The following is a 12,496-nucleotide window of genomic DNA, read 5'->3' as shown; positions in this document are numbered from 1 at the left end:
TGATATATTGAATTTATGAAAACGTAGAGCAAGGAAAAGGACGTTAAATAACCAGCGGCACCGTCAGCAATGGCGGTGTCGTTTTTGTCAGTAATAGGTAGAATTTTGGGTGAAGGATTGTTGGGTGTGGTGATAGCTTTCTGTCGCAGTTGTCGGTATGCTTTGTAGTACCGCAAGTCAATAAAACATATAAAGGAGCGTTGAAAACAATGGCATCTATCAGAAAACGCGGCAGTAACAGCTACTTAATTGTGGTATCTCGTGGGTATGACTACGAGGGCAACAGGCTGAAATCTGTGCAGAAAACAGTCAAGCCGCCCAAGGAGTATACTCCCAAGCAAGCGGAGAAGTGGGTAAAGGAGCAGGCAATTCTATTTGAACGCGAGGTTCAACATACGCCTGAACCCATCAACCGAAGCATAGCGCTGGCAAAGTACATTGAGCATTGGGTAGCTGATGTAGGACCGAAGAAGCTGGCGGACTCCACATTTCGACGTGACGAACAGGATATTCGCAGAATCTTGCCAGCACTGGGCAACTATAAACTGACGGATTTGCGCAAGGAAGTCATCCGAGATTTTTACGAAGAAATGCGGCACAGCCCGCGTTTGGACGGCAGAGGGAATCTATCCGAGAAGTCAGTCGAAGGTTTACACAACACGCTGTGCGGCATCCTATCGGCGGCTGTGGACGAGGGATACCTTACTCACAATCCCGCATGGAGATGTTACAAACCGAAAGGACAAAAGAAAGAGCGCCCGGTGGCTGACGAGGAAACCGTCAAAAAGCTGATTACAGCGTTTGAAGGGCAGAGTATGAAATACGAAACCTATTTCAAGCTGGTGCTGGCAACCGGGCTGCGGCGTGGGGAAGCCTGTGGATTAAAATGGAGTGACATCAACTGGCGCAAGCGTACAATCCATGTACAGCGGGGTGTGGTCAAACTTAGCCACCAAGAATCAATCACTAAGGACCCCAAGACCAGCAGCGGTGATCGCATGGTGTATTTGAGCAAAGAAATGTGTCAACTGCTCAAGGCGTGGCGGAAAGAATGCGAGTGGGATAGGCAGCAGACGGCGAACGAAACCGTATCTGAGGACGACTACTTATTCCGCCAGCCTAACGGCAAGCCGATGAACCCATGCACATTCACCTATCGTTTCAAGTTGATTTTGAAAGCCAACAACTTACCGCTGGAATTGAATGTGCATAGCTTACGGCATACGAACGCCAGCCTGCTGATTGCGCAGGGCGTTGACGTCCGCACGGTGGCTAGCCTGTTGGGCCACGCACAGGCCAGCACTACGCTGGATATTTACGCTCACGCATTTGACAAGAACAAGCGTGAGGCACAGCAAAAGCTCGGAAAGGTGATTGGACTATGAGGAACGGAAAGAAAATCAAACTGACCCACGCCAACAAGATTATCCTGATAACTGCTTTGGGCGATTATTACTACCTACAAAGAGCCAATAATACAGGTTGGCAGGAAACTGGTTACATGATACTCAAAGTGGATTCTCTCTCAGCCGGTAAAAAAGCAGTTTTCACCAGTGAGGAAGTCCACCTTGCAAGAACAGCCGTAAACCAGCTGCGAAACAAGAAAATTAAGCAGGGGCAGTACACAGACGCAACCGATGATATGCTGCTGAAGCTGAATTAAAGCAAAAATAGAGCAGACAAAAAATCACCTTGCAAAGTACATTGCAAGGTGATTTTTTGGTGCGCCTGAAGGGATTCGAACCCCCGGCACCTGGCGTCGGAGGCCAGTGCTCTATCCAGCTGAGCTACAGACGCAGATGTATGAAATTATAGGGGAAAATCGGTCAATTTTCAATAGTGGTCAATTCGTGGTCTGACTACCGTTGACCACCGCGTTTTTGCGAGCACAAATTACGCTGTATCGAACAAAAACGAGCCTAAAACCTACCATGTCGCAGTTGTCGGAGAACTACGACAAGGCGTCACAAACAGACGCTGAAACGTAAATTTTGTTGACTCTGCACAGTTACGACCAAAACAAGAAAAAGCCCGTTGTTGGTTGTCACAACAGGCTTTTTAGGCATTTAACAGTGCGGTTGCACAGTAGTGGTCAAATGGTGGTCAGCCATCGAGGGAAATCTCGCCTAACTGTGAAGGCGCAGAAAACAAGAAGGCTCGCGCAGAATCTGGCAAAATGCCTTACGCTGTGAGAGCCTGCGGTTCTTGCTTTTTCTCTTTTACCTACCTTTTTCAGTTCCACAATGTAAATCACATCCCACACAAAGCAAATACCATCTATGACGGGGATAAACCGGTTGCCCTCCGGTGTTCCACAAATTGTGGGAGTCCGTGTACCGATGCACTTACAGACGGCGATCGCGATGGTCTGACCTTTATCTATGCCGCACTCCCGCAGCATGGATAAGTACAGCGCGCTCATTGCTATGTTTTGCAGGTAGGCGGCGTACTTCTCGCCCTAGATAGTCCAGCAGCTTTTCTTGTCCGTCCATCCTGATACCCCCGTCAGATTGATTTTTTCCATGATACCATATCTGGGAGTATGGAGCCAGAGAAACCGGCGATTTTCTGCTGGTAAATTCTACGCATTTAGAGCGGCACTATGGCGGGGATAGGATAAAACACTCACATACCCCGCCGATTATGCGGGAAAAACCTTGAAATATAGGGCTTTTTAAGGCCCTAAATGCGTAGGTTGGTGATTTGTTGCGATATGCTCCACGGTTACTGTGTATTGTTCATATTCTGTTTTCGGGAATCTTTATGAAATCTTCAAAATTGCCCGGTATGCTATCCGTAATATCAAAGAAAGAACTTGATTATATGGATATGATTTTGAAAACGACTGACCTCTGCAAAAATTTCAAGGGGCAAATGGCGGTAAACAATGTGTCACTGAACATCCGGCGCAACTCGGTTTATGGTCTGCTGGGGCCGAATGGGGCTGGCAAATCCACGATTTTAAAAATGGTCACCGGCATTTTGCGCCCCACATCGGGAAGCATCGAGTTTGACGGCCACCCGTGGAAGCGGAATGATCTGGAGCATAAAGTAAATAAAGATCCTGTTCTATATATCATAGTATGAACAGGATCTTTTTATAATGATTTATTTTCTATCTAAAATTTTATTAAACCGACTAAAGACTCCATAGTTTGTGTGTTTGACTTACTGTTTATATCTATCTTCTCCTAAATATTTTTCTAGTCATTGCAATATAAAATTGCTTATACAGTCTCTCCTTTAATAGTCCTGGTATTCTGTATAATATACAGAGCGACCGATATGACCATCATTATAGCGCACAAACAAATCAACAGATCTGATACCATCGGTGTAATGTAGAACCATATAATATGCACCGCTGCAGTTCCATATAATAAAAAGGTTACTATCTTTCCATGCCAGTCTGCACCATGTACTTTTCCTGTCTTTTGTATCACAAGACATCCACTGACTACCATATACAGCTCCTTACCTGCCATTATTACGATTAAAAGAAGCACATACGGAAAACGAGTAAACAGACAGATTAACATCGCTGCCTGTGTCAGCTTATCAGCCACCGGATCAAGTATTTTTCCTAAATTACTAATCCTATGGAATCTTCTTGCGATATATCCATCAGCAAGATCCGTAAGACCAGACAGCAATAAGATTTCACCAGCTAACAGAGGATTTTTCTTTACACAATAACTCCATATAATTACCGGAATCAGACAAAGCCGAAAAGAGAAAGAAGATTAGGAACCGTAATAATTCTATTCAAGTTTTCTTCCTGATTCACTTCACTCTGCATGTACGGTCACCTCACTTTCCTTTTTTTTAGGCATAAACCAATAAAATATAACACAAAATGCTAAAGCAAACACAACACCAAAAACATTTTGACTCACTCTAAGACTAACCGCTCCTTGTAGTCCATATGTCTCTGCAGCAATGGCTAAAGCACCAAATGTGTTAAATACTGCCTGCCAGCCATATTGTGCTGAAAATCCTACACCGATTCCACCAAGAATTCCTATATATGCATAGATTGACGAAGGAAGCAGAAAATATAATACTGTAAAACATATAACACCTGCAATATTTCCGACAATCCTTTTACGGACTCTGTAGTGCATATCTTCCATAGACGGCAAAATCACGGACATGGCTGCAATACCAGCCCACATTGCACGTGGCATATTACAAAGTTCTGCAATGCAAAGGACAATCGGTACGCATAAAATCTGACATATCTGCCATTTTGTTCTGGAAGAAGTGATATCAAATTCTTGTATCAGATCTTTCAGATTTCTTTTATAAGTTCTGTTTTTATGATTTCGATAAAATACGAAGCAGGTAAGTGCTGCACCTAAAGCCATTCCGACTAATCGCATCTGATAGCTTTTTCCCGTAACATCATAACCATATAGCAGCAGATACCCAAGAACCAATGTAGATTGATTAAACATGGATGGATTATGGCATCCGAACAGAATCAACACAGCCAGTGCCGCAATATTTAACAGCATTCCCAATACCGGTGAAAACTGATTTGCTAAATGCGGACATACAGTCATAATTACAAAGAACAAAGCCAAAAGCATCGTAGATTGTCCGGTGTGGATCCCCAGATCCGAATTCCTAAACACCATGAGACATAATAAGACTACTACACCTACAATGCTGTTCTCATTTCCAAATAGGATGCTGAAAATACTAACAAAGAAAAAACAAAATGCCATTGTAGCAGCTATCTTCACCAGATATACCCACATATGATATAGTTTTTCTTTTAGTGTTTCACTCTTTTTCAACAGGTTTTTAGAACCTGCCTGATTTAACTGCAACTCCTGATAAAATGTCATATAAATTCTCCCATCTTCTAATTTATCTTAAAACTAGATAATCTCATCTTTCTGCTTGGCAGCTCTATAACAAATCTGCATCCACCATATTCACGGTTTTCTGCTTTGATTGTTCCTCCGGCACTATCTACAATCCGTTTTACAAGTGCAAGACCTAGGCCATTTCCTTCTGCTTTATGAGATCCATCTACCTGATAGAACTTGTCAAATATTCTGGATTTTACATCATCCTCTATTCCTGGTCCTTCATCTTCCAGAATGAACTTAACAGAATCCTGTTCTTGTTTCAGAAACATCGTAATTGTCCCCTTTGAAGGGCTGAACTTAATCGCATTATCCAAAAGATTTATCCAGATATGCATAAAAAGTCCTTCATTCGCAGTATATTTAACTTCCTCCAATTCTACCTGAAAACCAATTTCTTTTTCTGTCCATTTTGTTTCCAATGAAAGAACTGCCTGGCGGATCTGTTCATCCAGACGATATTCTGTTTTTTTCATTGGTATATTCTGATTCTCTAACTTGGATAACAGCAAAATATTACCAACCAATCCGGAAAGTCTTTGGGTGTTAAATAAGATTTTTTCTACATATTCCTCTTGATCCGGAGACAGTTCTTCTCCCTGAAGCAGCATTGTATATCCTTCAATGGCATTAATTGGGGTCTTAAACTCATGAGAAACATTAGATACAAAATCCATCTGCAGCACCTCTGTTGCACGAAGTTCTTTTGTCATAACGTTAAAACTTTGATAAGATTCTCCAACTTCTGCTATACGGCTGTTCGTTTCCAAATGCTGTTCAAAATCTCCCTGAGAAACTTCCTTCATTGCTTTACTAAGTCTGGTAATTGGTTCCAGTAACTTTGCATTGATAAAGGAAGTGATCAGCCCTGCAATCAATGTATTGAAAATCAAAAGCCAGCCAAGCACAGGTATGCTGCCCGGCAGATTAAAAAAATGATTCAAAAAAGCAAATAATAAAGCAGATATGACTGTTGAAAATACAAGTGCCAGCCAGATTGCACCAGTCAGACAGGATCGGATCCGCAATCCTTTTTCTTTCTTTTGTTCCATTATTTTTTCACCACCTTGTATCCAATTCCACGCATTGTTACGATTTCAAAATCAGGGTTATCTTTAAAACGCTCTCTGATTCTTCCTATATGTACCTCTATCGTATGTGGGTCTGCCTCCGTCTCGTATCCCCATACTTCATCCATCAACTGTTGTTTTGTAAATGTTCTGCCTGGCGAAGCTGCAAGCTTATATAAAAGCAGGAATTCTTTTTTAGGCAAAACAAGACTTTCCTTATCAGTTGTAACCGTCATTGCATCATAATCAAACTCTGTTGAACTGATCACAATTTTGTGCTCATTCAGTATCTGTGCACGGCGAAGCAGTGCTCCGACTCTTAAAACCATTTCATTCACATTTACCGGTTTTACCATATAATCGTCACTTCCCGAAAGAAATCCCTGGCGCATATCATCAAAGGAACCTTTCGCAGTGATCATAAGCACTGGTATCTGATATCCTGCTGAACGAAGTTCTGACACTAGTTCATAGCCATCCATAACCGGCATCATAATATCAGAAATGATCAGATCAATATATTCCTTATCCAATACTTCTAATGCCTGTGCTCCATCCGATGCACTTTTGACTTGATATCCATTCTTCTCAAGCACTTTTTGGAATAGCTGGCTTAATTCTTTATCATCTTCTACAATCAATATTTGAAACACGTTTTCCTTCCTCCTTATTAAAACAGATACCTTGCCCATCCAAGCAGATGCTGTACCAAAAATATTTTTCTCTGACGTTTCTTTGTTAATTCGATTGACTCTACATGATATGGATCATTATAAGTTCCGCCTTCTAATATCTGGCGGGACACTCTTTCATATTCCATCATGCCCTCTTCCAACTGTTTATTAATATCTTTACTGCGAATTACAAGCATCAGTTCCGTATCCAGATATGCACTTCTCATGTCCATATTAAAGGAACCGATTACAGACAGATCATCGTCAATCAGAATACTTTTTCCGTGGTATGAATAACCGCCTTCATATTCCCAGATATTAATTCCTGTACTTAAGATTCTATTTCTGTTTTTCGCATAATCGGCAGCCCCAAATGGATTCCCATTATTCGCAACTGAATTTGTCATGATAGAAAAATCTGAAACGTTCTCTGCAATCTCCTCCCATGTATTATACATCATATCATTACAGATAATATATGGCGTGTGGATCTTCACACGATTTTTTGCATTTTTCATCAATTCTCCCAACTGATACCACACTACTGGTTCTTTGGAACCTGTGTGAATAGGATTTGACACTAATGCAATCTTTTCTGTCTCAAAAGTTTCGTCCGTGTAATCGGTATCGCAGATTCTTTCCTTATTCTCTTCAAAATATTTCTGATAGCCGTTCTGCAGCTCTAAAACTGCGTTCTTTACAGATTTTCTATTTGCCAGTTTTTTATTGTCATGAAAATAATCACTGTCTTCTTGTTCCCATATCGTTTCAAAATACTCTAACAACTGGTTAACTGAATTTTCTTTCTCAGGTTCATCGCAAACCACTAACACGTCTCTGTCATAGTTCTTATGTCCCGGAAAATCACCCAGGAAATAATTGTATGTATTTCTTCCCCCAAGAATATATCTCTTTCCATCTGCAATCAAATATTTATCATGCATTCTACCCATCATTTTCCACGGTTTCAACGGATTGGCCTTATTATACAGTTTAATTTCAAAATTCTCATGGGAAGATAATCCATAGAAATACGGATTTCCTTCCATATCAATCCAGCTCTCCATTCCATCTACTAACAGACGAATATGTACACCTCTGTCTGCCGCATCATGCAGTGCTCCTAAGATCAATTTTCCACTTTCATCGGATTGAAATGCAAAAGTAGAAAGAATAATTTCCTTTTTTGCATTCTTGATCAAACGCACTCTTTGTAAAAGCGCTTCTGGATTCTTTTCTATGATTACTGCCCGTTCTGTATTTTCACTGCATTCGTTCCATGACCCATTTTTTGTTTCTTTTTTGGTTGTATTGGACACTTCCGGCTGCTTTTTATATGCAACGCAGACTCCGAGCAATTCATAAAAAGCCACACATAAAAAAATTGCCAGTATAACAAGAAGGATTTTACATATTTTATGCTTTTTCATTGTACATCACCTGATTCCTTTTTATTTCTTATTCTTATTCATTAGCAATACAATACAATGGAAAACTCAATTTAACCTCAACAAGGTTTGTTTTTTCATCCATGCAAAATCTTCTTTGTACAACAGACTGTTAGATATAGCAAAAACGGCCTTTCAAAAACAGTTAACTTCTAAATCAACTGTTTTTTGAAAGGTCGTTTCATCAGATTTTTATAGCAATCCAGCAAATAATCTCATAAATAATTGTCCCAGTCGCAAATATGCACTTCGTCCGGTTTGATATTGGTCTGTCACATCACGACATTCTCCCATCGTTCTTATCAGATCATTTTTTATTTCCACAACTGCCTGACAATCTGCCATAAAACAGCCGTTTTCAAAATGGTGATATAAACTTCGATAATCCAAATTAATTGTTCCACAAGTTGCCATACAGTCATCTGCCACACTCATTTTTGCATGACAGAAACCAGGAGTCCACTCATAAACACGAACACCATGTTTAACTAATCCATGATAAAAAGAACGAGTTACATTATAAATGAATTTTTTATCAGGGATACCAGGTGTGATAATTCTTACGTCTACCCCTCGCTTAGCAGCCAGACATAACGCATGCGTCATTTCATCTGTTATGATTAGATATGGAGTCATAAACCAACAATATTTTTCAGCTTTATTTATCATACTGATATAAACTTCTTCTCCGACCTGCTCATTATCCATAGGACTGTCTGCATAAGGCTGAACAAAACCTGTTTGCTGTGCTTTATAATCGTAATGAATAATGTATTTACTAAAATCAGTATCATTCGTAGCTTTTTCACTAACAGCATTCCACATTTCTAAAAATGTCACTGTAAGCGACTGAACAGCATCTCCTTCTAAACGAATACCTGTATCTTTCCACTGTCCATACGGGTGTGTGTAATTAAAATATTCGTTTGCTAGATTATATCCACCTGTAAATCCGACTTTTCCATCAATAACTGTTATTTTTCTATGATCACGATTGTTCAAAAACAGATTTAAACCTGGCATAAACGGATTGAATACACGGCAATGAATTCCTATTGCCTCCATTTTTTTCACAAAATCTGTGTTAATAAAGCCTATAGAACCCATATCATCGTAGAATACTCTAACATCCACACCTGCTTTTACTCGCTCTTCCAGAACATCTTGAATCTTATGCCATGCTTCAGCGTCTTCTATCGCATGATATTCCATAAAGATAAACTTTTGTGCTTTCTCCAAATCCTTAAGCTGTGCCTCTAATCCTTTCACTGCTTCATCAAAATACACAATATCCGTATTCTGATAGATTGGATACTGCGAATTTCTTTGTATATAACTTGCAATATTTCCTGCCTTCGGAATCGTTTCGTTTATTCTGTTTAAGCACTCCTGATTATCGGAAAGCATTGGTAACAATTTGCTATCAATTTCTGCATATCGCTCACGCATTTTATGTGTGCCGCCATTCAAACCAATCAATAAATATAGGCCTACACCCATAATTGGGAAAATTAAAATTAATATAACCCAAGGCATTTTCATGGAAGATGTCTTATCTGATGCATACAATCCCAAAACTAAAATTCCACTTAAAATCCTTGTAAATAGATTTATGATTTCTGCATATTCATTTAAGCGTGTTACAATAGTAATAATAAAAACTACTTCTAGAAGAATGCAGACTATGGAAAAACACAATCGTTTTACTCCGTTTTTTGTTTTCGCTTTTCCTTCTAAAGTATCTTGTTTCATATATATTCCAACCTTTCTACTCGATAAAATTTCTGCTTAAATTTCGTGGAACATACCAATTTTGTCTTTTATTCTCTGCATTTCATTATCTGCTTCAATGATAGCTCTTGCAGAATGAAGTAATTCTTCACTTATCTCATCATAGCCAGGCATTTCTTCAATTCCTTTTTTATAGCGAAGTTGATGTTCCAACGTTGCCCAGAAATCCATACCATTGGTTCGAATCTGTAATTCTACACGCATAGGTGTTTTACCCTTAGCAAAAAATACTGGTATTTCAACAATCATATGATAGCTTCGATAACCATTCGATTTTGGATTTTTTATATAATCTTTTATTTCAATAACTTTAATATCATCCTGTTTGGTAATCAAATCTGATATCATATAAATATCGTCAATAAACGCACAAACTATTCGAACGCCTGCTACATCATTGAGATATGTCTGTATATTTTCTGTTGTAAATTCATATCCCATCTTCTGCAGTTTATTGTAAATACTATTGGGCTTCTTAATTCTTGTTTTTATAAAAGAAATAGGATTTCGATTGTTCTCAACTGAAAATTCATCATCCAAAACCTCAAGCTTAGTTTGTATCTCCCGAATAGCACAACGATACATCATCATTAAATTATAAAATTTTGTAGCATTATTTAAAAACTGTAGTGATTCCGGACTGTTCATCCTGAGTTTTGTTACTTCATCTTTTGTCATGGAACTTTCCTTTCTACCTCATCCCTGATTTCAAAACATTATTTATTTTGATAGTTGATTCGTTCTCCTTGAATTACTGGATAACAAATCATTTTATCACTATCCAGATTTTCTACATGCATATCTACTGCACTGATCTGATGGTTTTCATAAGTATTGTAATAATAAATACCTTTTGTAACATTACAACACGACGTATACAATGTGATTTCATATTTTCCATCCGCTACTTCGCAACATCCCCGTTGCTGATCCACAGATCCGAGAATGTGGAAGAATTGGCTAACGCTTTCTTCCTCTGATTCACCTGAAATTGCATTTACCTTTGTAAAAGCTACACGTACAAAGCGTGAGGAAGATGAGAGATCTCCCGGAAGACCTAATCCTCCCATACCTCTACTATATGCATCAAGAGCCAAATTTTCGCAGAAAGTATTTCTGGGCTGTTTAGGAGATAAATACATATAATTATTTAGTTGAAACATCTGCTGTGGAAATGGCGGATTATTCGTAAGCACTCCTACTGGATTGTCATAAATATGCAAACCATCTGACATAGATTCTACCGTAATTGACTCATTCTCATCAGAAATGATCCAGTGTAATTGTGCTAATGGTAATTGCTCGCTGAAAGGAGTATTAACAATACTAATTCGTTCAAGAAGCTCGCGAACCTCAACTAAAGAAGAACACTGACTTAAAATCCACGGAATAAATTCAAACTGTGCAATATTTTCCACATCTGGCTTAATCGCGGCATAAACAGCATTTCCGACAAAATTCAGTCCTGCCATTGCCACTCCTTTTTCATTCATAGCATCATAATACAAAGGATAATTCTCTGCAACATGAGCCATTCCAATAATTGCATAATGATTTTTCATATCGCCAACATGGCGAAAATTAAACGCATAATTACGTGGTGTAATTATTATCTGATCACCATAAGAGAATTCATAATCGAGGGTTCGTCCAAAGTAAAAATCTTTTGTTTTATAAGTTGCTGCTGTACACATGATTGTTTATCCTCCTAAACAGTATTCAATTAAACCTCCTATCGAAAGCACAAGATATTTTCTTGTCTATAAATAATATAACGCATACGAGACGGTTTGTCCATGCGTTTTTGACTGGCAAATTTTATTCAGTAAAAATATCTGTAACCTTTTTTGTAACTGAATCTCCATCATTCCATCATCAAATGATGGAGATTCCAATAGATATGATGGAGATAGACTAATTACTTCATCGTCTTCGCCAGTGAATTGAGCAACGCCCGCATCTCCGGATTTGCCAATACTTTTGCCAGAAGTTCCGGATCGACTTCATCAGCAACAGTTGCATTATTATTTTCCTGCTGTACATGCATCTGTGGATCCAGATTCTTTTTCTCATAAAATGCTTCTTCAAAAAGCTCTGCATTTTTCCTTCGGTCATCATCCAGAATATGAAAGTACACATCCGTAACCATATTGACCTGAGCATGACCGGAATCACCCTGTACCGCTTTGATGGCTCCACCATTCAATTTCAGCTTATAAGTAACGCTACTATGACGAAAACTGTGAAATACAACCGGTGGGAGATTATAGTCCTCGATCAGTTTTTTTAAAGGACCACGGATTGCTCCATCTCCGAGAGGAAGACCAAAGGTACTTGCCATAACCAGGTTATAGTCCATATATTCATCACCAAGAATTTCTTTCATTTCATCTTGCTCAGCTTTCCAGTCTACTAGCATATTAGCGACACTCTTTGGTAAGAATATCTTACGCACACTGCTTTCTGTCTTCGGTGTTTTCAAAATACGGACCGTAGAATTCTTCTTATGATTTGTCGGAAATACCAACAACACATCTTTTCCATCCAATGCATTCAACGATTCTTTTCTTATACGCTGTGTTGATCTTTTGAAGCTGGTACAGGACAAAGATTATTTTGTCATCACCACGAATGTT

Annotated in this window: 9 protein-coding genes, 1 tRNA gene and 3 pseudogenes; 3 read left to right on the top strand and 10 right to left on the bottom strand. The window is 39.0% G+C overall.

Annotated features, from left to right (window positions below; translation table 11 throughout):
- The first annotated feature begins 209 nt into the window (after positions 1-209).
- Positions 210-1,385 carry a tyrosine-type recombinase/integrase gene (locus NE623_RS09445; RefSeq protein ID WP_256272787.1) on the top strand — a complete coding sequence of 392 codons (1,176 nt, stop codon included), beginning with the start codon at positions 210-212 and terminating at the stop codon, positions 1,383-1,385.
- Positions 1,382-1,663: a hypothetical protein gene (locus NE623_RS09440; protein ID WP_256272786.1), complete on the top strand. Its 282-nt coding sequence runs from the start codon at positions 1,382-1,384 to the stop codon at positions 1,661-1,663. The genes NE623_RS09445 and NE623_RS09440 overlap by 4 nt, the downstream gene beginning before the upstream one ends.
- A 57-nt stretch (positions 1,664-1,720) precedes the next feature.
- On the opposite strand, the gene NE623_RS09435 is transcribed toward NE623_RS09440, so the two are convergent.
- Positions 1,721-1,797: transfer RNA gene (locus NE623_RS09435), tRNA-Arg, on the bottom strand.
- Between the two features lie 1,026 nt (positions 1,798-2,823).
- Here NE623_RS09435 and NE623_RS09430 point away from each other — a divergent pair.
- Positions 2,824-3,042: pseudogene (locus tag NE623_RS09430) on the top strand (ATP-binding cassette domain-containing protein); the annotation flags it as partial.
- 185 nt (positions 3,043-3,227) lie between these two features.
- On the opposite strand, the pseudogene NE623_RS09425 reads toward NE623_RS09430, so the two are convergent.
- The 9 genes and pseudogenes from NE623_RS09425 to NE623_RS09385 form a co-directional block, all read right to left on the bottom strand.
- A pseudogene (locus tag NE623_RS09425) lies at positions 3,228-3,799 on the bottom strand (CDP-alcohol phosphatidyltransferase family protein).
- Positions 3,789-4,853, bottom strand: a complete 1,065-nt coding sequence (locus NE623_RS09420) for an FUSC family protein (RefSeq protein WP_147609347.1) — start codon at positions 4,851-4,853, stop codon at positions 3,789-3,791. The pseudogene NE623_RS09425 and the gene NE623_RS09420 overlap by 11 nt, the downstream one beginning before the upstream one ends.
- A gap of 33 nt (positions 4,854-4,886) precedes the next feature.
- A pseudogene (locus NE623_RS09415) lies at positions 4,887-5,929 on the bottom strand (HAMP domain-containing sensor histidine kinase).
- Positions 5,929-6,639, bottom strand: coding sequence for a response regulator transcription factor (locus tag NE623_RS09410; protein WP_256272784.1), 711 nt, complete (start codon positions 6,637-6,639; stop codon positions 5,929-5,931). Before NE623_RS09410 ends, NE623_RS09415 begins: the two are co-directional and overlap by 1 nt.
- Positions 6,618-8,051, bottom strand: coding sequence for a phospholipase D family protein (locus NE623_RS09405; RefSeq protein ID WP_256272783.1), 1,434 nt, complete (start codon positions 8,049-8,051; stop codon positions 6,618-6,620). The genes NE623_RS09410 and NE623_RS09405 overlap by 22 nt, the downstream gene beginning before the upstream one ends.
- A 210-nt stretch (positions 8,052-8,261) precedes the next feature.
- Positions 8,262-9,821, bottom strand: a complete 1,560-nt coding sequence (gene cls, locus NE623_RS09400) for a cardiolipin synthase (protein WP_256272782.1) — start codon at positions 9,819-9,821, stop codon at positions 8,262-8,264.
- Between the two features lie 36 nt (positions 9,822-9,857).
- Entirely contained in the window at positions 9,858-10,538 is a 681-nt protein-coding gene (locus NE623_RS09395) for a GTP pyrophosphokinase (protein WP_113998576.1), read from the bottom strand.
- 38 nt (positions 10,539-10,576) lie between these two features.
- A complete protein-coding gene (bsh, locus tag NE623_RS09390) occupies positions 10,577-11,554 on the bottom strand; it encodes a choloylglycine hydrolase (RefSeq protein WP_256272781.1) in 978 nt (325 codons plus the stop codon).
- A gap of 224 nt (positions 11,555-11,778) precedes the next feature.
- The gene (locus NE623_RS09385; RefSeq protein ID WP_256272833.1) at positions 11,779-12,393 is read right to left on the bottom strand and encodes a tyrosine-type recombinase/integrase; all 615 of its coding nucleotides are present in this window, start codon (positions 12,391-12,393) and stop codon (positions 11,779-11,781) included.
- Positions 12,394-12,496 lie beyond the last annotated feature (103 nt).

This window comes from Gemmiger formicilis, from assembly GCF_024462815.1.
Taxonomy (GTDB): domain Bacteria; phylum Bacillota; class Clostridia; order Oscillospirales; family Ruminococcaceae; genus Gemmiger.
The sequence above is the reverse complement of the archived record's forward strand: the minus strand, read 5'-3'. Positions and strand labels throughout refer to the sequence as shown.